This window comes from Frigoribacterium sp. UYMn621 (assembly GCF_040549525.1).
In the GTDB taxonomy this organism is placed as follows: domain Bacteria; phylum Actinomycetota; class Actinomycetes; order Actinomycetales; family Microbacteriaceae; genus Lacisediminihabitans.
The window spans coordinates 26,848-48,599 of record NZ_JBEPTM010000003.1 but is presented as its reverse complement, the minus strand read 5'-3'; the positions used below and the strand labels follow the sequence as shown (position 1 = coordinate 48,599).

Here is a 21,752-nt window from a genome sequence, read left to right as displayed (position 1 = left end):
GCCGGTGCGGAAGCCGGGCTCGCGGCCGGCAACAGCCCGGGTGGCGGAGTGATCAGGAGGGGGTTGCCTTCGTCCGACACAGCACCCTCCCCGGTTGGTCCGTCAGTCGAGCAATGCTAACGCACCGTTCGCCGAGCGCCGCCTAGTCCCGGTCCTTGCGGGTGCTCATTCGCAGGGCCCAATCGCGGGCTTTGCGCACCCGATACCGACTGAGGAACCGGCGAAGGCCCCCCACCGCCTCACGCGCGGCTTCGATGGAGGCGGATGCCTCGGTCCAGACCCGCTCGGTGGTCTGGTCGTCGACCGGGCGGCCGGAGAATACGGCTTCGTCGGCGCGGATGGCCAGCGATCTCAGCATCACCGGCTGGGCCACCTGACGTTCGAGGTCATCCGCGACGTGCACCCGCGTCGTCTTGCCGATGACCGAGTAGCCGAGCTCCGAATAGCGATCGAGCAACTCGTCCCAGGCGCCGGAGACTCGGTCCTCGGTGCGGGCCGCCTCGCGACGGCTTCGGGCCCGCCGCCGCTTCGCCGCGGCGATGATCAGCATCGGCACGAACACGATCACGGCCGGAATCAGGATGCTCAGGCTGAGGATGTAGACCCACCCCGGCAGCGAGAACAGCACCCCCTTGTCCTGCTTCTTCTGCTTCTCGAGCTCCACCGGGGTCAGCAGGTCGTCGCTGTTCTTCTCGGAGCGTGGGGGCTGCCGCACCTGCGGTTGCGGGATGCTCTGGGGTTTCGGCACCTGCGCCTGCGGGATATCCGTCTCCTTCGGCGTGGGGTTGAACGCCACCCAGCCCACCTTGTCGAAGGCGACCTCGACCCAGGCGGTCACATCGTTTCCGGTCACCTGCACCGACTTCTGGCCCTCGGCGATCTTGGGCGCGAAGCCCATCACGACCCGGGCCGGATAGTTGTAGCTGCGCGCCATGAGGGCGAAGGCCGAGGCGTACTGCTCCTGGTCGCCGATCATCTGCGGGCGTTCCAGCAGTTCGCTGATGCGGTCCGCCCCGTGCCCGGCCCGGGAGGCGACTGCATCGGAGGCGCGCCCGTGGCTGAGGAAGCCCTTCTGCACGAGGGCGAGCCGGATGGCCTCCAACTGGGCTATCGGAGTGGCCGCCTTGCCTGCGAACTCCTGCGCCTTGCTCGTCACGACATCCGGGCTGCCGACCACCGGTGGCAGATTCACGGTGGCGATGGGATCCTTGGCGAGCTTCTCGGCCGGGATGACCTTCTGCTCTTCCGCGGTCATGGTGTAGCTGTCGCCCTTGACGAGGCCGGTCGTGAGCACGGCCGTGCCGGTGGAGTCGTTGTAGCGCAGGCTGTCCGTTGCGGTTTTGGCCGCCCCGCCGGTGAAGTCGAGGCTGGTCGGGTAGCCGACGCTGGGCAGCCAGAAGTCCTTGTAGCTGTCGATCGTGAAGGTGACGTCTTTGCGCACGACCGGCGTGATGAAGGTGGGATCGGGCAGCGTGCGTCCCACCAGGTTGAAGGTGCCGGAGCCATCCGTGCTCGTCTTCGGGCCCGTCACGTTCCACAGCTTTCCCGTGTACGAGTCGAGAGTCGCGAGCCGGATCGTGTCGCCGGTCTTCAACCCGCTCACCGTGAAGAGCACGTCGTCGGCGGCCTGTTTCGTGTAGTGCCGGAAGCCCGAGAGCGGGCTCGGGTAGTCCAGAGGATCGAAGGGCGGTTGGATCTCCTCGCGCAGCACGAAGCGTTCGTCCTTCGGCGGAGCGAAGACGAATCCGGCGCTGCCTCCGAGAAGGACTGCGCCGGCGACCACGATCGCGGTTCCGGCGAGCTTGCGGGTGCGCAGGCGATTGGGGCCGGTGGATGTGGCGGTGATGGTTGGTCGACGCCAGCCCAGCCAGACGAGAGCGAGAGCCGCGAACACGGCCCCGCGGATGCCCGCCTGGTAGGGCACATCGGTGCCGATCAGGATGCCTGCGAGATAGAGCGCCACCGGACCGATCAGAGTGATCGCGAAGCGCCAGGCCGACCGCGGCTTCGACGAGAGCCAGCGGGCGGCGAGCGAGGTGGAGACGAGTGCCACGATCCAGGTGGCGAAGTAGGGGATCACGGTGATGTAGGCGGGTGCGCCGATCGGGGTGCGAAGCGTGACGATGTCAGACCAGCCGTAGACCGCTCCGATCGCGAGACTCTCGAGCGACGCGAGAGTGGGGAGCACGCCGAAGAGGGCCTGCTGGGGCACCGCGATGGCCGTGCCCACGAGGAAGTACCCGACGACGGCGACGAGCACCAGAGCGATGATGTTGATGCGGAAGACCGAGGCGAGGATGCCCGTCGCGGCCCCGAGCGCCAGCCCACCGAGACCCGCGACCAGAAATCCGTAGCCGCCGAAAGACGGTTCGAATCCGAGCACGCCGAGCACGGAGAGCACGAGCAACACGGCGATGTCGGCCCAGGTGCAACCGGTCAGCTTACGGATGCCGCGGGTGGGGATCGACGTCTGCGTCATCAGCCGAGCCCCCGAACCAGCCGCGAGAGATCGGAGAGGTCGCCGACGGTGATCACGGTGAGGCCCGCGACGGCGGCGATCTTCGGCTGCGCGCCGGCCACGACGTGGAACGCCACCTGCGCGGTGTCCTGGCCGAACAGCGATTCGACGCTGCGGTACTCGCCGGTCGTCATATTCGACCCGCCGATCATCATCACGACGCTGGGGGCGGGCAGGCGCCGGGTGCGTTCGCGGGCGAAGTCCCGGATGCTCGGGTAGACCCGTCCGACCGGTTCGATGCGACACGAGGCATCCAGCATCGAGGTGACGGTCTGGGTGCGCCAGACGCCGGACTCGCTCACCACGTTCATCTGCACCCCGTCACGGATCACCTGCGCGGCGATCGAGGCGGTGACCGAGATCGCGAGTTCGAATTCTTCATCTGAGGCGTAGAGGTCACTCCGGGAGGCGAGGATCATCGTCACCTGCGAACGGCGCGTCTCCTCGAACTGCCGAACCATCAACTGGCCGATGCGCGCCGAGGTGCGCCAGTGCACATAGCGGCGATCGTCCCCCGGCACGTACGGACGCAGGGCATGGAAGGCGATGTCGTTGTTGGTGATCTTCTTGGATACCTGCCCTTCGAGGTCACGCACGAGACCGGCGGCCGAAGGGGCGAGACGCACCGTCTTCGGATGCACGAAGAGGTCGACAGCATCCGCCCACGTGAGAGCTCGCCGCAGCATGCCGAGCTGATCGCCCCGCACGGACTCGGCCGGCCCGGCGACGATCACCGCGCGCCGATTGGTCGGCACCGCGAAGAGCTCCTCGTGCTCCTCCTTCGGCTTCATCGCCGGTAGCTGGAACTCGGCGATGCCCCTCCCCACCGGCAACTCCATGCGGGTCGGGGTGAGACCACGGGTGCCGATGTTCGTCACCACCATGCGCCCCATGGCCCGGTCCCCCACGACCACCCGGCGCGGGTTCAGCTCAACGAGCACGCCGTAGGATGCACGTCCGAAGAGGAACACCGCGCACATCGCGAGGGAGGCGAGCAGGATGAAGCCGAGGTAGGTGAACTCCTGCCATCCGAAGACCGCGCTGAGAACGAGAGCCACCAGTGAGAGCCCGAGCACGAGCCATCCGGCCGCCGTGATCGTGCGGAACACCGGCCCGGCGACACGCCAGGCGACCCTGACGGCGGGCGCGACGATCGCACCAACGGCAGTGACCAGTCGGGTGCCGCGAGCTCCGAGCCTCTGAAGAGGCTCGGCCAGCCCGGGTTTCGAGTCGGTGGCGGTCATGGCAGCGAGGTCAGGCCGCCCGGTAGGTTGGCGGTTCGATATCGAGCAGGATGCGGCTCACGATGTCCTCGGCCTTCACCCCGGCGAACTCCGACTCCGGGTCGAGGATGATGCGGTGCGCGAGCACCGGCACCGCGAGATCCCGCACGTCATCCGGGGTCGCGTAGGTGCGGCCCTGGGTGATCGCCCAGGTCTTGATGGCCCGGGCGAGCGCCATCGCGCCGCGCATGCTGACCCCGAGCACCACGTCGCGGTTCTTTCGGGTGGCCTCGACGATCTCGTTGAGGTACTGCATCACCGACTCATCCACGAAGACCTCTGACGCGAGTCCTGCCATCGCCACGATGGATTCCGGCTTGATGATCGGCGTGACGAGGGATGCGCGGGCACGGGTCGCGGAGTCCATCAGCAGGGCGACCGCGGTCTTCGCATCCGGGTAGCCGAGCGTGGTCTTGATCAGGAAGCGGTCGAGCTGCGCCTCCGGCAGCTTGTAGGTTCCGGCCTGCTCCACGGGATTCTGGGTCGCGATCACCATGAATGGGGCACCGACGCCGTGGCCCTCGCCGTCGATCGTCACGACCCCCTCCTCCATCACCTCGAGCAGCGCACTCTGGGTCTTCGGGCTTGCCCGGTTGATCTCGTCCGCGAGCACGATCGAGGCGAAGATCGGTCCCTGGTGGAACTGGAACTTGCCCTTGGACTGGTCGTAGATCTGCACGCCGGTGACGTCGGAGGGCAGAAGGTCGGGGGTGAACTGGATGCGCGAGGTCGTGCCGTCCAGGCTGTTCGCGAGGGCCTTCGCCAGCACGGTCTTGCCCGTGCCGGGGTAGTCCTCGAGCAGCACGTGGCCGTCGGAGACCAGCGCGGTGAGCACCAGACGGATCACTCCGCTCTTGCCGACGATGGCCTTGTCGACGTTCGCGACGAGCTTTTGGAAGGCATCGGCGAACCATGTCGCCTGCTCCTGGGTTACTGGCATGGAATCACTTTCACTGTATAGACGGTCATTCGTGGTTCTTCCACAACCGGGTGTCGCTGTGGCCTCCGGCTGAAACCGTGACGTTCTGGTCGGGGTAGCCGAAGTAACAGCTAAACTCCACGCTGCCGTTGCCGTTGCCGTCGGTGTTCACGGTTCGGGAGGAGCAACCCGGACTCGTGGCGGTGTAGCTCGTGTTCGGCCCGAGGTCGTAGACATTGATCTTGATGAAGTGGCAGGAGGCGTCGCTGCAGTTCGGCTGGCCCTGCGCGTTGCCACCCCAGGCGACCGCGACCCGGGGGTTGGAGGCCTTGGTCACGTGCGTCGAACCCGATCCGGCGGAGGGGCCCGTTCCCCCGCTGTTAGTCGCCTTCACGGTGAGCGAGTAGTTGGCGGTCGTATCCCCCACGTTGATGGACGCGCTGCGACCGGTCGTTGTGCCGCTGTCGCCGTTGCTCGCCGACCAGATGTACTTGATGCCGTCGCCCGCCGCATCCGGAGTCGCGTTGGCTGGGGCGTTCCAGGTCCAGGTGAGGGTGCCGGCCCCGGTGCGATCGGCGGGTGTGCTCACGTTCTGCGGCGCGGTCGGTATCGGCTGGTTCTGCACGGAGAGCGCGCCCGAGGTGCCGGTACCGCCCTGTTTGCCGCCTTGATTCTTGGCGTAGACCGAAACCGTATAGCTCCCGGCGCCCTCGCTGAAGGTCGCGGTCGTGCCGGTGGTGCTCCCCGATTTTCCGGAGTTCGTGGACCAGAAGTAGGTGGTGGTGCCGCCGGTCGCTCCCACGGCGGGCCAGCTCGCCGTGATGGTCGCGGTGGCCCACTTGTTCGCGGTGGAGAGTGTGGGGGATGCCGTGCCCGGCGTGCCGTACGGCGTGATCTGGTCACTCTCCACAGACCAGGGACCCGCTCCGTGCACGTTGACCGCGCGAGCCGAGAAGGTATACGCGGTGCCGTTCGACAGCCCGGAGACCGTGCAGTCGGCGCCCGCTGTGCAGTTCGCCGTCGCTCCGCCCGGAGTCGTCCGCACGTCGTAGGACGTGATCGGCTTGCCGTTCGAGGCTGGAGCGATGAACCGCCAGGTCGCGTTGCCGTCCCCGCCGATCGCCGAAGTCCGGGTGGGTTTCGCCACCTGATCGGGCACGTCGCTCACGATCACGGAAATGGTGCCGTTCACCTCACGGTCCTTGTCTTCCGTGGCATCCTGCACCGTGTAGACGATCTCGATCCGGCCGTCTTTCAGCGCGGCGCTCGGTGTCACGGTGACCGAATCCTTCGTGAACGAAATCGATGCCGGCTGCCCACTGTTTTGCACCTTCGCATCGACGATGGTGAGCTTCTCACCGGTGGTCTGGTACGGATTCGAGTCGTTGGTGAGCGGATGCGCCACGACGGCCCCGTCGCCGCGTTGCGTCTCGTAGGCGTCGGAGACGGCGACGGCAAGCGGGCGGCTGGAGCCGACGACGGTCACAGTGATCGTTCCGGGCACGGTGAACTTGTCCCACTTGAGCGTCACACCGAGCTTGTAACTGCTGCCCTTCTTCGCATTTCGCGGTGTCGTGAGGGTGAGCTGCGATCCGTTGAGACTGGCCTGAAGTCCCGCGGACGTTCCGGTGATGTCGGAGTAGGTCACCTCCTGAAGAATCTGGGGGTTCGGATGACCGGTCGAGGCGCGCAAGTCGATCGTCTTCGTCTCTCCGACCTCTACCTGCTCGTTCGGGCTCGTGAACTCCGGCGGAGTGTCCCTGAACTGCGGGTCCCCGACCACGATGTTCAGCGTGAGGTTCGCCTTCAGGCCCTTCGGGTCGTCCTTCGACGCCCCATCGGACACGGAGAACTTCACCGCTGCGGGGCCGCGGTAGTCCTTGGCCGGGGTGAAGGTGATCGTGTCGGCGTCGACATAGGGCGAGGCACCGTTGCTCTGCAGGGCGCTCACCGTGGCCTTGTCGATGATGTGCGCCTCACGCCCTGAGGGCACTGTGAGGATGTCCTTCAGCTTCCAGGTGCGCGTCTCGTTCATGCCCACGTACTGCACCGGCAACGAAGGATCGATCGACGGCTGCTGGTCGAAGTCCTTCGAAACCGCGGCGGGCACAAGGATGAACGCCATCGCGGTCAGCTTGTCTTTCTCGTTGGTCACCCGGTAGGCGATCGCCTGGCGGGTCTTGCCCGGCGTCACCTCGATGCGGCCGTTCTTCTCGAGCAGTTTCGCCGAACCGGCGTTCGGCCCCTCCACGCTGACGACGAGGTCTTCGGTGGGTCCCGAGGGGTTGAAAGCGTGGCCATCGAAGACATCGACGGTGGTGGACTGCTTGCCCGCGATGGTCTTGGGAAGGATCGAGATGTCCTCGGCCGTGGGCGGGAGGATCGGCGCATCCTTCGTCACTTTCACCAGCACATAGCTCACGGACTTGCCTCCGCGGTTGTTGGTGAGCTCGTAGCGCATCGAGAAGGACTGCTCGGTGTCCGGAGCGGTCAGCACCAGATACTGGCCCTTCACCACCGAGGCCTTGATGCCCTGTGGCACGTCGATGAGCTTCTTCGAGACCTGGATCGGCGCACTCTGCGGGTCGGAGTCGTTGGCGACGAGGTCGACCTGAGCCACTCGCCCCGGCCGCACGGACACGCTGTCGGGAGCGGCGATCGGGTTCGAGAGCGACTTGGGCGGAGGGATGACGGCGATCTTGATGTCGGCATCACCGGTGGCACCGAAGGCATCGAAGACCTTGTAGCTGAAGGTGTCGGTTCCGGATGCCGCAGCTGACGACTTGTAGATGAAGAAGTCGGTACCCTGGCTCTCGATCGAGCCGAGGCTCGGCCCGACCGGGAAGCTCAGCAACTGGGCGGAGTCGCCGTCGGGGTCGATTCCGTCGAGCGGGATCTGCACCTTGATCGAGTCGCCGGCGAGCACCCGTGCGGTGAGCGGGCGCGGGGTGGGGTCCTGGTTTGCCTTGGCATCCAGCCCGATGACCGTGAAGCTGGCCGTCGCGGTAGCGGTCTCTCCGAAGGGGTCGAGCACCCGGTAGTCGACGGTGTAGGCGCCCGGGGTCATGGGCGCCTGAAACCGCAGCTTGTTCTTGCTCACGAAGGCGAGCCCGGCCGTCGGAGGGGTCACCAGTGTGGTGTCGAGAGTCATCGGCGAGCGGTCGGGGTGCACGTCGTTGGCGAGCACGTCGAGAGTGGCGACGTCCCCGACACGCACCTTCGCACTATCGTTCGCGGCGATCGGCGGCTGGTGTTTCGTGAGGGCGGGCACGGGCACCACCGTCACGCCCGCCGTCGCCTCGTGGAAACCATCCGAGATCGTGTAGGTGAAGCTCACCTGCTCGGTGAGGGCCGCGGGCGAGGTGACGCGGATCTGCGCGCTTTCGAGCAGCTCGACGACGAGACCCTTAGCGATGAGCTCCGGCGGCACGGCGATGGACTGCACCGCGAGCACCCGGCCATTGGGGCTCACGTCGTTGGCGAGCACCGCCACCGTTGTCGGCTCATCCCCTCGGAGATAGGCGGTGTCTTTCACCGCGACCGGGGGCAGCGAATCGTCCTGAGGCTTGTCGCGCACGTCTACCCGCACGAGGCCGACACTCGTTTTCGCTCCAGCCTGGAGCGTGTACTTGAGGTAGTGGACGCCGGCCTCAGACGAACTGAAGGTGATCTCCTGGGAATCGGAGTTGAACGAGGCCACCGCCTTGCCACTCGGAGTCTCCATGGCCACGAGTTGCAGCTGGGCGCCGGACGGCGAGATGTCGTTCTCGAGGGGCTTCACGACGACCGTCTCGTTGGTGAACACCGTCGCGAAGTCGGGGGTGCCCACGGGATCGAGCGACCCCGCCGGTTTGACGTCCACCGTGAGCGTGCCCTGAACCTGGGCTCCATGGCCGTCGCTCACCAGGAAGACGACGTCTTTCTTGCCTATCTCCGAGGTCTGGTGAGTGAAGGTGATGAAGCCGTCCGGAGTGAAGCGCACCAGGTCGCCCGACTTGGGTGAGGCGTTCACGAGGTAGAGGTCGTCGCCGTCGGGGTCACGCCAGTTGGTCAGCACGTTGTACGAGACCGTCTGGTCGGCCTCGACACTCACGCCACCCTTGCGGATCTCGACCGGCTCCTGGTTGCTGCTCTCCGGCACGACGTGTGCGGTCACCCGCGCCGTCGCGGTGCCGCCCCGGCCATCGTCGACCGTGTACCCGAAGGACACCGATCCGACGAATCCCGCTGCGGGAGTGAACTGCAGGGCGCGACCGCCGTCGATCGGGTCGAGGTGGCCGGTCGAATCCGCGATGCCGTCGAAGGCGGAGATCACCAGCACGTCGCCATCCGGGTCGGTGTCGTTGTCGAGCAGCGGCAGGATCGTCGTGCGTCCCGGGCGGATGCCGAAACTGTCGTCGACGGCCGTCGGCGGGCGGTTCACGTCGGTGCGCTGGGCAAGAGTGTCCTCGAAGGACTGGGTTGCGGACTTCTGGTCGCCGGTCTCTTCGCTCTGCTTCTCGGCGGGAGGCGTCACGTCATCCCAGTTGTCCACGAGACGCATGTTCTCGTTGACCAGCCAGACGTTACCGTTGCTGAGGTCATTGAGAGCAATGACCGTGCGGTTCACCCGGAACTCGAGCTCGCTCCCGCGCGTCGGCTCCTCGATGTCGTGTCGCACCGGCTTCTGCCCGTCGCACGCGAGAAGGTATTTCTGGGATGTCGCCCACGCGCCGTGCGCGCAGCCGGAGAGGAATACCGGGGCAGATACCCCCGCCGCGTTCTTGGCCGGGGTGCTCACGTCTGCCGGGATGGTCTTCACCGAGCCGGAACCGAGATCGACCTCGAGGAGGGAATCCGCGGTGGCGAGGACGGCGTAGTCGGACTTCGCCCCGACCTGTTGCAGGCGCAAGCCGGTCTTCGGAAGTGAGTGTTTCGTTCCGTCTTGAGTGATGAGTTCGTTGGTGGCCTGGTCGAAGATCACCGCCTGCTCCCCCACCGCAGAGATCTGGAACGCGCCGACCGAGGGGAAGGCCGAGGCGACCGGCGGGCTCGCGAGGGTATCCATCCGGTAGATCTTCTTCTTCGTCGGGGACACCGCGATGATGGCACCGGTCTTGGTGATGGTGGCATGGCCGCCGACGCCCAGCTTTACCAGTGGGGGCGTGGACACGTAGTTGAACTGCAGGTCGCCGACGGAGGGCACCGCCCAGAGCTCACCCTTGGGCGACACGATGACCAGGGTCGTTCCGCCGTAGCCGACCTCCGAGTTCTTCGGCACGTCGATCGCCGAGGTGACTTGGGTGGAGGCGGGGTCGACCGACTCGATGCGGCCGGCGTCCGGATTGTGCATGTAGAGCGAGTCACCGTCTTGAAGGACATCGAAGTTCGCGCTCGAGGCGACGACGGAACCGTTGAGCTCGTCGATCTGGCGGTTGAGACGGCCGCCGAGCAGCTGTTTTCCGTTCGTCACCCAGACATCTCGCGAAGTGAGTTTCACGTCCGTGACGGGGAAGCCCGGATGCAGCGCGGCGATGGTCAGAGGCACCCCGGCGACCACCGCGATGACGAGCGCGGATGCGAGCGTTTTACGGCTCTTCACCCATCGTCCGACCGCACTCACGCGTGACCCCCCACGGCTGGTTTACCGGCGATGTGCAACGGCCGTCCCCACGGGGGCCCGGCAGCTGGAATCAACCTAACACGGCGAATATTCGTCGGATAACCCGGGACATGGGCAGCGCTGCCCATGGTCGAACGGCGGTCGGGCCGCGCCGGCCATTAACCGACGCCGTCCGATCCCGTCTTCTCGGCGGCATCGGCATCATTCTTGGCGAGAAGGTAGAGGTCGTCCTGGCTCACCAACCGGGTCGCGACGGCATATTCGACCAGTCGCAGGCGACGGTTCGTCGCGAGATTGCCCTTGCCACCGCGGAGCCCCTGCACCCCGATCTTGTCCAGCTTGTCGCACACGTTGTCGAGCTTGCGATTGAAGGTGGTCATCGACCAGTGCAGCCGCGCTGCGGCTTCGGCCGAGGTCGGGATCTCTCCCCGGCCCGGCGAGGATTGCCGCAGCACGCCCTCCGCGAGACTCACGATCAGCAGCCGTTGGGTGCTGGTGAGCGCCACCGGCTCGATGGTGGTCGATCCGCCAGAGCCGGCCATGGCCGAGGAGGTGCTGAAGTAGTCCTCCGCCGAGAAGATCGTGAACTCGTAGGTGGTCGATCCGGCGCTGAAGAGCACCTGCATCTGCGGGAAGACGATGGGAAGGCGCGCTCCGGGAGCGAGCCAGGCCTGCACCTGGCCGGTGGCATCCGTCACGGTGGCCGAGAGGAGGTTGCCGACGTTCGAGAGCCACCACATGCCGAAGTCTTCGTAGATGCGGAGAAATCGGCGGTGCAGGTAGGGGTTGTCGTCGATCACCAGGTCGGACTCTCGACCGATGTGGAAATCCCGGGGATGCGAGACCTCGTACCATTCGCCGCAGAATTCGATCTTGAGAGGCTTCATTGGGGGTAGCACGCCTCCAGGGGGTCGGAGACCTTTCCGTCGCGGGCGACCGTGATCTGAACACAGACCGTGGATCCCGCGGTGTAGCCCGGCACGGTCACGACTCCGTCTGCGCTCACGTGCAGGGCCTCATCTGCGCCGCGATTGCTGACCTTCCAGCGGAAGCTGTCACCCTTCACGGGTTTGGGGTTCTTCGCGGTGAAGACGAGGTCGGTTCCCGTCACCACCGGTGCACCCACCAGGGTGGGCACCGGCACTGTCTCGACGATGGCGGAATCACCGCCGGATGCCTTCGGGCTCGGGCTCGCCGCACCGGTCGGATCCGCGCCGAGGGCCAGGCCCGCGACGACCGCGGCCGCAATGAGCAGCACGACACCGCCAGCGACACCGATGAGGATCTTGTTCGCGCGGGACATCCCGGTCTGCGCCGTCGGCGCCCCGGGCTCCTTCGGTGCCTCGGCTTCGGTCGCGATCGCTGGCTCGCCGGGAGCGGTGACCCTCCGTCGCACAATCGTCTCGCTCGCGGGCTCCGGCTGGGAGATGACCGTCGGCGCTCCGCGCACCTGGGTCTCGTCGGGAGAGGGGCCGGGCGGGGGCGCCAGGATCGGGGCGACCGGCTGGGCCTGGATCGTGGCGACGCTGCGGGCGCGGGTCTCGTCCGCATCATCCGCGGCACCGGCACGAGAGGGCGCCTCGATGTGCAGGTTGGGCACATCGATCGTGGTCGGGGAATAGCCGAGTTCGAGTTCCACCCGCTGAAGCGCCCTGGCGAAATCCACCGCCGTGGCGAACCGGTCGGCACGCGCGGAGGCCATGCCTTTCTGAAGTACCGCGAGAAGGGAGCGCGGAACGTCATCCCGCGCCATCGGGGTGATCGCACCGCGCTCGATGCGCCCGATCAGGTCGAGAGTGCCGTTCGAGTGGCCGCGCAACTCGAAGGGAGTCTGGCCCGCGAGGATGGTGTAGATCGTCGCGGCGAGCGAGAAGACATCCGACCGCACGTCGGGTTCCGGGTCATCCTCGAACATCTCGGGAGGCGACCACGGCACCGACATGCCGACCGATTGGCCGGTGCCGCCGGTGCCGGTGTCCTGCGCGAGTGCGCTCGCGAGCGTGCCGGTGTGGATCGGCAGCACGTCGTCTTCGACCGCGGAAGAGATGCCGAAGTCGGTGAGCGCTGGCCAGCCGTAGTCGTTGGTGAGCACGTTCGCCGGCTTGATGTCGCGGTGCAGGATGCCCGCCGCATGCGCCGTCGCGACGGCGCTCGACAGTCTCACCCCGGTGCGCAGCGCATCGACCACCGGGAAGGTCTCCCGCTTGTACCGTTCGGCCAGGCTCGGCCCGGAGCAGTACTCCATCACGAAGTAGGGGCGGTCGTCGCCCGCGACATCCGCCTGGTAGATCGTGACGATATACGGATGCGTCGACAGCTGCGCCATCAGGTTCGCCTCGGCGACGAAAGCGGCCCGATTCGCGCCACTCAGCTCCTCGGTGAGCAGCACCTTCACGGCGACGCGGCGCTTGGGCAGTTTCTGTTCGTAGAGGAAGACGTCGGAGAAGCCTCCCGATCCCAGAACCTTGACGAAGCTGTACCCGGGCAGTTCGGGAGGCAGTGACGGAGCGCGGCGCATCAGGCGTCGTCCGCCGTTTCTTCGACCGTGAGGGTGACACCGCCGCCGAGGTCGACGACGGTTCCGGTGATGACCGAGGTCGGCTCACCGGCGCGGAGCTTCTGGGGCTCCTTGCCCGGCAGCACCACGAGGGTGCCGTTGCGCGAATGCAGGTCGGTGACGACGACCGTGCCACCCTCCAGCACGAACCGCACATGGGTGCGGGAGATGTCCTGGTCCGGAGTGCCCACAGTGAGCAGTCGCGGCATCTGGCCACCGGAGACCTGGCTCACGCTCGGGGAGCGACCGACCAGGATCGGCTGGGTGAGGGGCTCGCGTGTTCCGCTCGACAGGGCGAGGAACACTCGGGCAGCGGGCGGAATCGCGGGGGGAGGTGTGGATGCTCCGCGTGCGGCCCGGCGTTCCGCCCGCAGCTTCGCGATGTCGGAGGTGAGCACGGTATGGCCGTCATGGTCACCGGCCAGTTCGGTTGTCGGCACCTCTTCCGGGGGCGATTCCTGCACTGCGGCTTCCGCCACGCCGCGGAACATGGTGGCGCCGAAGAGGTAGTCGTACCCCTCGGCGGGGGTGTCGGGCGTCGCCTCGGGGGAATCGATCCGCTCGGTCGGCGCCTCCGTGACGGTGGCCTCCGGGTCGATCTCGAGCCGCCGCTGCTTGAGGGGGGCGTCCGCAGCACGCCGCTGGTCGCGGAGGCCGTCCGCGGCCGTATCGGGGCCCGCTGATGCCGCGAACGACAGTCGCAGCGTCGCGACCCACGCCCCGCCGCTGCCCAAGGGCAGCTCAGCGACACCGTCGGCCGGAAGCGCCGCGACCACGGTGATCCCCACGGTCGAGACGTCGGCCCACGTCTGCTCCCGCCACGTCGTGACCCCGGATCCGTCCATCTGCGCGGTGCCCGCGGCATTCGTCACCGTTGCCGCGACCTCTCCGCGCACGATGACGCGCAGGGATGCCGCCGCGCCGTCGAAGAGCGCGAACGGCGGAGTTGCTGCCAGCCCCTTGCTCGTCAGAACGTCGAGAACCCTCTGGAATCCGCCCGCAGACCCGACCGCCTCCCACAGCGCGTCGACGCTCGGCTGGTCGGCCGGCGCACCGATCACCAGGAGCGTCTCGCCCGACGTCAGCGCGAGCCATCCCCCGCTCAGCGCAGGCCTGAAGTGCACGGTCATGGCGCTGTCTACCCCCTTGGCTTCGTCTCTTCGAGGAAACCGGGCATCGCATCTCGATCGACCGTGTCTTCCGAAGACATCGAACCCGACCCTACAAGGTCGGATTCGACGATGACCACCGTCACGTTGTCCGAGCCCCCGGCAGCCACCGCAGCACTCACCAGCCGCTCCGCGAGGGTCAGGGGAAGACGGTCCGTCTCGCGCACCTGTTCGGCCCCGTGGAACACGATGATGCGCGCGATCTCCTCATCGCCCAGCTCCTTGGTGAGGCCGTCGGAGCACAGCAGGAAGGTCTGGCGCCCCCGGGCCGGCAGCAGCCAGATGTCGGGATCGACCACGGCATCCGCGCCAAGGGCCCGAGTGACGATGTTGCGATCCGGGTGGGTATCCGCCTGCTGTCGCGTGATCTGACCGAGCTCCACCAACTCCTGCACGGCGGAATGGTCGACACTCAACTGCGCCAGGTGCCGACCGTCCCAGCTGTAGATGCGGGAGTCGCCAACGTTGAATGCCATCCAGTGATGGCTGTCGGCGGGGCCGATCTCCACGAAGGCGATGCCGCTGAGCGTGGTGCCCGAGACCGCGCCGGGCTCGCTCGTGACCCCGAGCACCGCGTCATTGGCGCGATGGATGGTTTCGAGCACCTCTTGCGCGGTGGCACGGGTGGTGTCGGAGAATGTCGCGGAGAACGCGCCGATAGCGGCCTGGCTGGCTCGATCCCCGAAGGCATGCCCGCCCATCCCATCGGCCACCACGAACACGGGAAGTGCTGCCAGAAAGCTGTCTTCGTTCAATCGGCGCACGGCACCACGGTCGGAATGCCCACTGAATCGGAATCGCGCCGTGCCGCTCGCGAGCTCGAGCTCCTGTGTTTCGTCCACGACGCACCCCCTCCCGCTCAGCGCGTCACAACTCTATGGGCATCCTGACGTCGAGCACCGGGCACCTCAATGGGCAGCACTGCCCATCGACCGTGCCGAGGCCCCTATTCGCCGGTATCGAGGCCCACGCGATTGCGGTCGTAGCGGATCTTGACCAGGCTGGCGATCACCGCGACAGCCATCGACACCACAATCACGCCCAACGAGAAGAATGTGCCGATCTCGGGCGCCCACTCGATGTGTTTGCCCCCGTTGATGAAGGGCAATTCATTGGTGTGAAGGGCATGAGCGATGAGCTTGAAACCGATGAACGCAAGGATGAAGGCGATGCCGTACTTGAGGTACACCAGCTTGTCGATCAGGTCGCCGAGCAGGAAGTAGAGCTGGCGGAGCCCCATCAGCGCGAAGACGTTTGCGGTGAACACGATGAAGGGACTCGTCGTTATGCCGAAAATGGCCGGGATCGAGTCGAGGGCGAAGACCAGGTCGGTGGTGCCGATCGCGATGAAGACCACGATGATCGGTGTGAAGACCCTCTTTCCGTCGATGACGGTGCGCAGCTTCGCCCCGTCGAAATCGTTGGAGATCCTGATGCGCTTGCGCAGAAGGCGGATGACGCCGCTTTCCTTCTCGTCCATCTCGTCGCTGTTCTGGAAGGCCTGGCCGAACGCCGTGTAGAGCAGGAAGGCACCGAAGATATAGAAGATCCAGCTGAAGTTCTCGATCAGCTGCGCGCCGAGCAGGATGAAGATCCCCCGCAGCACCAGGGCGATGATGATGCCGACCATCAGCACCTCCTGCTGGTACTTCCTCGGCACCGCGAACCTCGCCATGATGATCACGAAGACGAAGAGATTGTCGATCGAGAGGCTGTACTCGGTGAGCCAACCCGCGATGAACTGCCCGGCATGTTCGGCTCCGGCGAAGAAGTACATGAGAACCGCGAAGATGATCGCGAGCAGCACGTAGAAGCCGACCCACAGGCTCGACTCCCGCGTCGTCGGAATGTGAGGACGCTTGTAGGCCAGCACGAGGTCGGCGATCACGATGAGGATCAGAACGGCGATGCTGCTGATTTCGAACCAGAGCGGGAGTTGCAGGTCCATATCGGCCTTTCAGGAGAGGATGACGTGGGTACGCCGAAATCCCGAAAGTCTCTTCCGCGCCGAACCGGCCGACACCGCCGCACCCGGGCCAGCATCAGCGGTGACCGTCTTGACGGGTGCGGAGTAAGGCGTTGACCGCCCGTGGGAATACTCCCCTTCGCGTAGACAATCCTAGGCGGCTGGTGGAGCTCGAAGAACCGGGCGCCTCTCTCAGCGAGAAACATCCCTCTCCGCTTCAGGGGCTGCGCTCAGGAACCCTGCAATAGTCTCAGCACAGCAAGGGGAGTATTCCCACGAAGCCGATTCGTCAATACGAACACCGCACAGTGTTCCGGGCGGCTTGCCCCGATTCCTCGGGGTGGAAGAGACCTTGGTCCGTTCATCGACAGACCAAGGAGTTCCCATGGCGATCACGCCGCTCATCTGGATCATCACGATCGCGATCACGATCGGTTTCTTCGTGTTCGAGTTCTTCGTTCACGTGCGCAGGCCGCACACGCCGAGCATCGGTGAATCCGCCCGCTGGTCGGGTTTCTATATCGGCCTCGCCCTGCTCTTCGGGCTGGTGTCCGGCTGGGACTTCGGCGGGGAGTACTTCGCCGGGTACCTGACCGAGAAGGCCCTCTCGATCGACAATCTCTTCGTCTTCCTCATCGTGATGACCGGCTTCGCGGTGCCGAGACAGTTCCAGCAGAAGGTGCTGATGATCGGGATCGTCATCGCCCTGATCATGCGTGGCGCGTTCATCGCTGTCGGTGCTGCCCTGATCGAGAACTACTCCTGGATCTTCTACATCTTCGGTGCGCTGCTGCTCGTGCTGGCCTACCGGCAGGCCTTCAGCTCGCACGAGAGCGACCCGGCCCATGGGCGCGTCGTGAATCTCGCCCGCCGGATGCTGCCCATCACCGAGACGTTCCATGGTGATCGCATCACGGTGAAGATCGAGGGCAAGCGATTCTTCACCCCGATGCTGCTCACGATCGTTGCGATCGGCTTCATCGACCTGGTCTTCGCGGTGGACTCGATTCCCGCGATCTACGGACTGACCGACGAGGCGTACATCGTGTTCACCGCGAATGCCTTCGCTCTGATGGGACTGCGCCAGCTCTATTTCCTCATCGGTGGGCTGCTCGAGAGGCTCGTCTACCTCGCTCAGGGGCTCGCGGTCATCCTCGGCTTCATCGGCGTGAAGCTGGTGCTGCACGCACTCCACGTCAACGAGCTGCCGTTCATCAACGGGGGTCGATCGGTGGGCTGGGCTCCCGAAATCCCGATCTGGTTCTCCCTGCTCTTCATCGGCCTCACCATCGCCGTCGCCACCGCGCTCAGCCTGCGCAAGACGCGGGGCGATGCGCGAGTTCGCACGCCCTGATCCCCTCCCATCAGACGGATGCAGCGCCTCCGCCAACCGACAACCGACCGATCCCAGCCTCGAGGACCTCCCATGACGTCGCCCAACCAGCTCCGCGAATACCGCCCACAACCCGCCGGAGTCTCCGGAATCGGCTATCTGATCTTCTTCAGCCGCTGGCTGCAGGCCCCGCTCTACGTCGGGCTCATCGTCGCCCAACTGATCTACGTCGTCGTCTTCATGGTGGAGCTGTACCACCTGGGCGAGAAGGTGCTTGCGCATCCGCTGGAGATCAAGGAGGCCGAGATCATGCTCGGCGTGCTCGGACTCATCGACGTGGTGATGATCGCCAACCTGCTGATCATGGTGATCATCGGCGGGTATGAGACCTTCGTGTCGCGCATCAGGATCGATGGGCATCCCGACCAGCCGGAATGGCTGTCGCACGTGAACGCGAATGTGCTCAAGGTGAAGCTCGCCATGGCGATCATCGGGATCTCCTCCATCCATCTTCTCAAGACCTTCATCGGCGTCAACGATCTCGGGGCGAAGAACATCGTGGTCGATGAGGTCACCGACGAGGTCTACACCCCCGAGGGCGTGTTCTGGCAGGTCATCATCCACACCGTCTTCATCTTCTCCGCGGTGGCTTTGGCCTGGATCGACAAGATCTCGAGCGGATCGCGCCCTGCGGTCATTGCGGCGGGCCCACAGCGCGCCGATTCTCCGAGCACTCCGTTCCCGAGCGCCACCGCAGAAGAGAAAGAGTTACGGGCAGCGCAGTACGAGCAGTTGGCCCGGGACCTGCGCGCGAACTAGGCGCACGGCGACCCGCGATACGATCGAGTATCCAATCCCAAGGAGCGCCACCGGTGTCGCACAGTCCCGCAACCGACAGTTTTCGAGCCGCCCGCGACCAGTTGGTCGCCCTTCGAGACGACTACGACGGTGCCGTGCGCACGTTCCGCTGGCCCGATGTCGGTGACACTTTCAACTGGGGCATCGACTGGTTCGATGCCATCGCTCGGGGTAACACCAGACCCGCCCTCGTGATCGCCGAGGAGGATGGATCGACCGCCCGATTCACCTTCGACGACATGGCGACGCGGTCCGACCAGGTCGGCCGGTGGTTGCAGGGCCTGGGGGTGAAGCGCGGTGACGCCGTCATGCTCATGCTCGGCAACCAGGTCGAGCTGTGGGATTCGATGCTCGGCATCATGAAGATCGGCGCCGTGATCCTGCCGACCACGACCGCGCTCGGCACTGCGGATCTCATCGACCGGATGCAGCGGGGAGGCGTGCGGCACGTGATCGCCGCATCCGCCGACGTGGACAAGTTCGATGAAGTACCCGGCGATTTCACCCGCATCAGGGTGGGTGACGGAGCCGCACCCTGGATCGATTTCACGGATGCCTTCGCCGCGCCGGCTGCGCCGCTGCCCCACCCGAAGACGGCCTCCCACGACCGCCTGCTTCTCTATTTCACCTCGGGCACGACCACGCGGCCGAAGCTGGTCGAACACACCCAGGTGTCCTACCCGGTCGGCCATCTCTCGACCATGTACTGGCTGGGGCTGAAGGCCGGGGACGTTCACCTGGCGATCAGCTCCCCCGGCTGGGCGAAGCACGCCTGGAGTTGCTTCTTCGCGCCATGGATCGCCGAGTCGACGATCTTCGTCTACAACTACGGTCGCTTCGATGCCGCATCCCTGCTGCAGAAGATCCGTCAGGAACACGTGACGTCGTTCTGCGCGCCGCCGACCGTCTGGCGCATGCTCATCCAGTCCGACCTCACGGGCGGCAGCGGCGACCTGCGGGAAGCGATCTCAGCCGGTGAGCCCCTCAACCCCGAGGTGATCAGCCAGGTGCGCTCCCACTGGGGACTGACCATCCGCGACGGTTACGGCCAGACCGAGATGACCGCTGTGGTCGGAAACACCCCGGGATCCCTCGTGAAGGACGGATCGATGGGCCGACCGCTTCCCGGCAGCCCCATCGTGCTCGTCGACCCGATCTCGGGCGACGTCGCCGAAGAGGGCGAGATCTGTGTCGACCTCAGCCGCCACCCGGTCAACCTCACGACCGGCTACGTCGGGGATGCCGATCGAAACGCTCGCACCATGCACGACGGCTACTTCCACACCGGCGACATCGCGGCGCGAGATGCCGATGGCTACATCACGTACATCGGTCGCACCGACGACGTGTTCAAGGCCTCCGACTACAAGATCAGCCCCTTCGAGCTCGAGAGCGTGCTGATCGAGCATCCGGCGGTGGCCGAAGCCGCGATCGTGCCCGCTCCGGATGCCGTGCGCCTGGCCGTGCCGAAGGCCTACGTCGTGCTCGCGGCCGGGTTCGAGCCCTCGGCCGACACCGCGCGCGAGATCCTGGTCTACGCCCGCGCGAAGCTCGCACCGTTCCAGCGCATCCGCCGAATCGAGTTCATGGAGCTGCCGAAGACGATCTCCGGCAAGATCCGCCGCGTGGAACTGCGCGAGCGCGAAGAGGGAGTCGCCTTCGGCGCGATCGTGGCAGTGGAGTGGCGAGACGACGAATTCCCCGGTCTCAGGGGTTAGGCCGAGGAGACCGGGGAATGCGGTAACGCTAACGCCGTTTGTAGTAGTCCTTCCAAATCAGGCGGTGAATCGGGATGAGCCGAGGCAGATCCCGCAGGCCGGGGATGAGCGGCACAATCATGAGCACCATCGTCAGCGCCGCGACGATAAGGATGATGACCAAGTCCGCGTTGGGGAGGGACTTGAACGGCTCGATCTGGTAGAAGAGCGAGAACATCCACAGCCAGGACTGGCCGGGGTAGTAACCGATTCCGTTGATCATGCCCCACTGGTCGCCGGTCAGGTGAAGACTCGTCGCGAGGTCGGTGAAGTACGCACTGTCCCCGAGGAACAACATCGACCTGGTGTAGTTGAAGTTGTAGAACGAACCACCAGCATTGAGCACGCTGTCAAGCGATCCCTGCTTTGCCATGGTGAGAAGCTCACCGGTGATCGCCGGAACGGGTCCGTAGTTCCCCGAAGCGACGGCGGCCGGGTCACCCTTGGCCGTGTCGAGGGCCTTGCCGTAGGCATCCGTCCACGCGGTCTGTTGCGCGCTGCTCGCTGCCTTCCACGTAGAAACCGCTGCGGGCGTATTCGGCAGGGTGCTGAGCGGGCCGATCACAAAGTCCTTGGCCGAGTCGATCGGAATCTTCACCCCGGCGAGGCTCTGCAGGTCGAGCGCGCCGATGGTCTGGCTCGCGTCCGTCGTGGAGTTGTACGGAGGTCCGTAGCCGGCCGAGTCGCTCGTGTGGCCGAGTTCCGCATTCGTGGTGACCACGAAGTCGTTCGGCTGGCTATTGGCCCAGGACTTGAGCGTCACGCTTTTGTCGTCGGGCGAACTGAAGATCGCCGAGACCGCGACCACCAACAGGCTGACCACGATCACTCCGACGGTCAGTTCCTTGAACAGGTCGTACTCGCGCTTGGCTCCGTTCCACGGGCGGCCGGCGACGCCGTTTCCCTTGCGCCAGGACATCGCACTCAGTTGCTTACTCATTTGTCTGCCTTGTCATGGAGCTCGGGGATGACCGCGTCACGCAGTTGGGTGTCGGTATCGGCAGCGTCGATGGGGGCAACCACGCCGTGCACTCTGACGAGCAGCACGTGCAGGGCCACGATCGCGGCGACCGCGAGCGGGAGCAGGACAATGTGCCACATGAACATCTGGCCGACATTCGCCAGGTTGAACCAGGCGCCGATTCCTGTCGCGTTCACGACATCTTTCGCCTGGTACGAGATCCACTCCGACTCGAAGTTGGTCTGCACGAGGTAGCCGGTGAATGCCGCACCGATCGACGCGGCGAAGGCGACGACCCCGGTGATCCAGGTGAGCAATCGCCCACCACGCCAGGATGCCATCCAGAACTTGCCCCACAGGTGCACGACCATGAAGAGGAAGAAGAATTCCGCGCTCCAGAGGTGCGTGCTGTTGATGAAGTGGCCGAAGGACGAGAGATGCCACCAGCTCGGTCCATTCAGGCCGAGCACCACACCCGAGACGATGAGGACGACGAGCGAGGCGATCGCGCCCATGCCGAAGACGTAGATCCAGGATGCGACGTAGCTCGGCTGCGTCTCGGGAAGAAGCTTGTCCGGCGGAAGGGTCTTGAGCATCCAGCGCCGAGCCTTGCCGGTCCAGGTATAGAACTCCTCGTCGGGGCCCCGGTCAGGCGAATCCGTTGACTCGCTGGTCGGCTGTTGCACGATGTGTGTCATTTGCGCTTCCGTCCCGCTGGGAATGGAAGAACAAGGGCGAGGACGAACAGCACTATCATCACCGAGATGATGATGAAGTTGCCTATCTGGATGGTGAAAACACCCCATCCCAAATAGGTGGGGGACGAGTC

The 21,752-nt window shown here is 65.6% G+C and carries 14 protein-coding genes; 3 read left to right on the top strand and 11 right to left on the bottom strand.

The window, feature by feature from the left end; all coding sequences use genetic code 11:
• Window positions 1–142: 142 nt before the first annotated feature.
• From ABIB54_RS06530 to ABIB54_RS06490, 9 genes are all read right to left on the bottom strand, one after another.
• Entirely contained in the window at window positions 143–2,479 is a 2,337-nt protein-coding gene (locus tag ABIB54_RS06530; RefSeq protein ID WP_354574712.1) for a transglutaminase TgpA family protein, read from the bottom strand.
• Entirely contained in the window at window positions 2,479–3,762 is a 1,284-nt protein-coding gene (locus tag ABIB54_RS06525; protein WP_354574711.1) for a DUF58 domain-containing protein, read from the bottom strand. The genes ABIB54_RS06530 and ABIB54_RS06525 overlap by 1 nt, the downstream gene beginning before the upstream one ends.
• A 10-nt stretch (window positions 3,763–3,772) precedes the next feature.
• Window positions 3,773–4,741, bottom strand: a complete 969-nt coding sequence (locus ABIB54_RS06520; protein ID WP_354574710.1) for an AAA family ATPase — start codon at window positions 4,739–4,741, stop codon at window positions 3,773–3,775.
• 25 nt (window positions 4,742–4,766) lie between these two features.
• Complete coding sequence (locus ABIB54_RS06515; RefSeq protein ID WP_354574709.1) at window positions 4,767–10,301, bottom strand: Ig-like domain-containing protein; 5,535 nt, start codon at window positions 10,299–10,301, stop codon at window positions 4,767–4,769.
• Window positions 10,302–10,480: 179 nt separating this feature from the next.
• Window positions 10,481–11,209 carry a hypothetical protein gene (locus tag ABIB54_RS06510; RefSeq protein WP_354574708.1) on the bottom strand — a complete coding sequence of 243 codons (729 nt, stop codon included), beginning with the start codon at window positions 11,207–11,209 and terminating at the stop codon, window positions 10,481–10,483.
• The gene (locus ABIB54_RS06505) at window positions 11,206–12,840 is read right to left on the bottom strand and encodes a serine/threonine-protein kinase (RefSeq protein WP_354574707.1); all 1,635 of its coding nucleotides are present in this window, start codon (window positions 12,838–12,840) and stop codon (window positions 11,206–11,208) included. Before ABIB54_RS06505 ends, ABIB54_RS06510 begins: the two co-directional genes overlap by 4 nt.
• Window positions 12,840–14,009, bottom strand: a complete 1,170-nt coding sequence (locus ABIB54_RS06500) for an FHA domain-containing protein (protein WP_354574706.1) — start codon at window positions 14,007–14,009, stop codon at window positions 12,840–12,842. The genes ABIB54_RS06505 and ABIB54_RS06500 overlap by 1 nt, the downstream gene beginning before the upstream one ends.
• Before the next feature lie 8 nt (window positions 14,010–14,017).
• Window positions 14,018–14,890 carry a PP2C family protein-serine/threonine phosphatase gene (locus ABIB54_RS06495; protein WP_354574705.1) on the bottom strand — a complete coding sequence of 291 codons (873 nt, stop codon included), beginning with the start codon at window positions 14,888–14,890 and terminating at the stop codon, window positions 14,018–14,020.
• Between the two features lie 104 nt (window positions 14,891–14,994).
• Entirely contained in the window at window positions 14,995–15,996 is a 1,002-nt protein-coding gene (locus ABIB54_RS06490; protein WP_354574704.1) for a TerC family protein, read from the bottom strand.
• A gap of 403 nt (window positions 15,997–16,399) precedes the next feature.
• On the opposite strand from ABIB54_RS06490, the gene ABIB54_RS06485 reads away from it, so the two are divergent.
• From ABIB54_RS06485 to ABIB54_RS06475, 3 genes are all read left to right on the top strand, one after another.
• Window positions 16,400–17,368: a TerC/Alx family metal homeostasis membrane protein gene (locus tag ABIB54_RS06485; protein WP_354574703.1), complete on the top strand. Its 969-nt coding sequence runs from the start codon at window positions 16,400–16,402 to the stop codon at window positions 17,366–17,368.
• Between the two features lie 72 nt (window positions 17,369–17,440).
• On the top strand, window positions 17,441–18,166 hold the full coding sequence (locus ABIB54_RS06480) for a TIGR00645 family protein (RefSeq protein WP_354574702.1): 726 nt from the start codon (window positions 17,441–17,443) through the stop codon (window positions 18,164–18,166).
• A 53-nt stretch (window positions 18,167–18,219) separates the two neighbouring features.
• Complete coding sequence (locus tag ABIB54_RS06475; RefSeq protein WP_354574701.1) at window positions 18,220–19,923, top strand: AMP-binding protein; 1,704 nt, start codon at window positions 18,220–18,222, stop codon at window positions 19,921–19,923.
• 28 nt (window positions 19,924–19,951) lie between these two features.
• Here the strand turns inward: ABIB54_RS06475 and ABIB54_RS06470 are convergent, their stop codons facing one another.
• Window positions 19,952–20,902: a hypothetical protein gene (locus tag ABIB54_RS06470; protein WP_354574700.1), complete on the bottom strand. Its 951-nt coding sequence runs from the start codon at window positions 20,900–20,902 to the stop codon at window positions 19,952–19,954.
• Complete coding sequence (locus tag ABIB54_RS06465; protein WP_354574699.1) at window positions 20,899–21,621, bottom strand: cytochrome b N-terminal domain-containing protein; 723 nt, start codon at window positions 21,619–21,621, stop codon at window positions 20,899–20,901. The genes ABIB54_RS06470 and ABIB54_RS06465 overlap by 4 nt, the downstream gene beginning before the upstream one ends.
• Between the last annotated feature and the right edge of the window lie 131 nt (window positions 21,622–21,752).

Bases quoted from the DNA above. Each gene is read 5' to 3' on its own strand.
- ABIB54_RS06485 (WP_354574703.1), top strand. From the start codon at position 16,400: ATGGCGATCACGCCGCTCATCTGGATCATCACGATCGCGATCACGATC.
- ABIB54_RS06480 (WP_354574702.1), top strand. From the start codon at position 17,441: ATGACGTCGCCCAACCAGCTCCGCGAATACCGCCCACAACCCGCCGGA.
- ABIB54_RS06505 (WP_354574707.1), bottom strand. From the start codon at position 12,840: ATGCGCCGCGCTCCGTCACTGCCTCCCGAACTGCCCGGGTACAGCTTC.
- ABIB54_RS06520 (WP_354574710.1), bottom strand. From the start codon at position 4,741: ATGCCAGTAACCCAGGAGCAGGCGACATGGTTCGCCGATGCCTTCCAA.
- ABIB54_RS06470 (WP_354574700.1), bottom strand. From the start codon at position 20,902: ATGAGTAAGCAACTGAGTGCGATGTCCTGGCGCAAGGGAAACGGCGTC.
- ABIB54_RS06465 (WP_354574699.1), bottom strand. From the start codon at position 21,621: ATGACACACATCGTGCAACAGCCGACCAGCGAGTCAACGGATTCGCCT.
- ABIB54_RS06500 (WP_354574706.1), bottom strand. From the start codon at position 14,009: ATGACCGTGCACTTCAGGCCTGCGCTGAGCGGGGGATGGCTCGCGCTG.
- ABIB54_RS06490 (WP_354574704.1), bottom strand. From the start codon at position 15,996: ATGGACCTGCAACTCCCGCTCTGGTTCGAAATCAGCAGCATCGCCGTT.
- ABIB54_RS06510 (WP_354574708.1), bottom strand. From the start codon at position 11,209: ATGAAGCCTCTCAAGATCGAATTCTGCGGCGAATGGTACGAGGTCTCG.
- ABIB54_RS06525 (WP_354574711.1), bottom strand. From the start codon at position 3,762: ATGACCGCCACCGACTCGAAACCCGGGCTGGCCGAGCCTCTTCAGAGG.
- ABIB54_RS06530 (WP_354574712.1), bottom strand. From the start codon at position 2,479: ATGACGCAGACGTCGATCCCCACCCGCGGCATCCGTAAGCTGACCGGT.